The following is a 1,286-nucleotide window of genomic DNA, read 5'->3' on the forward strand; positions in this document are numbered from 1 at the left end:
CCCTTTATGGTGGTGCTGCCCTTATCCAGTATTTCGGCTATCTCCGCGATTGGATAGATAATATATATCCTGCCCTCATCGTCCTGCCACTTGTTCTTCTGGGAGAGTGTGGAACGGTCTAACAGCAGCGAATACAGCAGCTTGGCGGTCTGGGAAATCTCCATTTTCAGCAGGAAACGGGGGTAGGGCAGATAGATAGGCAGCGGCGTGTCTGCCATGATATAATCAGCGATAGTATCACCTCCCTGTGTTTGGGTTGATTTTGGCGGTTTGTCACGCATTAGAACGCCGTTTCCGGGGGAAAAGGATAAATGTATCGCGTACCCTTTGACACTCACGAAAAAAACCTTGATTCATGCGGGTTTGAAAGGCTCTAAAGCGTGACATTTCTGCCTTTGTTTCCGCTTTCTCTCGGCGGCTTTGAGTTTCTTCATGCGTCCGGCGCAGTCGGGGCAGTATTTTCCCCGGTTGGATTTGGGGACAAATGCCGCCCCGCAGACCGCACACCGTTTCCGGCTCCCCCGGTACAAGAGGGCTGCGGCCAGTTCCCCGTCAAGGGGCAGGACAGCCACACGGAACCAGCGGCACATGAGGGAAAGGGAAATGCTTTGGACGCACACGCAAGGCTCCCCGTCGTCTAACAGCAGGCAGTTTCCCTCGTCGTAGTTACAGCACTCATGTACCAGCCGCCGCGCCCGCCGGTGCTGGCGGTAGTCCATGCGGGGCAGGTTATCGCTCATGGCTCTGCTCCTTTCTGCGGTGGGGTTCCTCCCGGCGCAAAATCTGGTCGATGTTCCGCTTGACGGTCTGCAACTCCTTGAACCGCTGTTTCTGTTCGTGGTAGGTGTTATACAGGCCGTCTTTCTCGGAGATAAGCTGCTCGATCTCGGCCTGCAACGCTTTCCGGGCGGGCAGCTTGGTGATGCCATGCGCCTTGAAATACCGGGCGGCGGCTTCGGCTATGATAAAATCGCTCTCGTTTGCCTGCCGGTAGGCGGCGCGGGCTTTCTCGGATTTCTGCGCTCTCAGCCCGTCGCGGGCGGGCTTGGTCTTGGCATAGGCAAGTACCTGTCGCTGCAACTCCTTTTTCCCTTGTAGCTTCGTTTCCAGTGCTTTCAGTTCGCCGCTGGTCTGGCGCATTTCCTGATAGGCGGTATCAACGGCGGCTTCTAACTGCTCCGGGGAAGTAAAGCCGTATTCCTGATACACATTCAGCGTCGCGGCCATTTGTTTGAGGTTGTGCATGGTCGCCCAGCGTTCATAGCCCCGGCCTTTGCCCTCGGCCA

General features: G+C 56.4%; 2 protein-coding genes and 1 pseudogene. All 3 read right to left on the bottom strand.

Annotation, left to right across the window (positions count from 1 at the left end; translation table 11 throughout):
* On the bottom strand, positions 1 to 221 hold a 221-nt coding region (locus tag BUB35_RS18325; RefSeq protein WP_465220327.1), incomplete at its 3' end, for a replication initiator protein A.
* 132 nt (positions 222 to 353) lie between these two features.
* Positions 354 to 740: a cysteine-rich VLP domain-containing protein gene (locus BUB35_RS18330; RefSeq protein ID WP_072854072.1), complete on the bottom strand. Its 387-nt coding sequence runs from the start codon at positions 738 to 740 to the stop codon at positions 354 to 356.
* Positions 730 to 1,286 (bottom strand): annotated as a pseudogene (locus BUB35_RS18335) (relaxase/mobilization nuclease domain-containing protein); the annotation flags it as partial. The gene BUB35_RS18330 and the pseudogene BUB35_RS18335, both read right to left, overlap by 11 nt.

This window comes from Anaerotignum lactatifermentans DSM 14214, assembly GCF_900142265.1.
GTDB lineage: Bacteria > Bacillota > Clostridia > Lachnospirales > Anaerotignaceae > Anaerotignum > Anaerotignum lactatifermentans.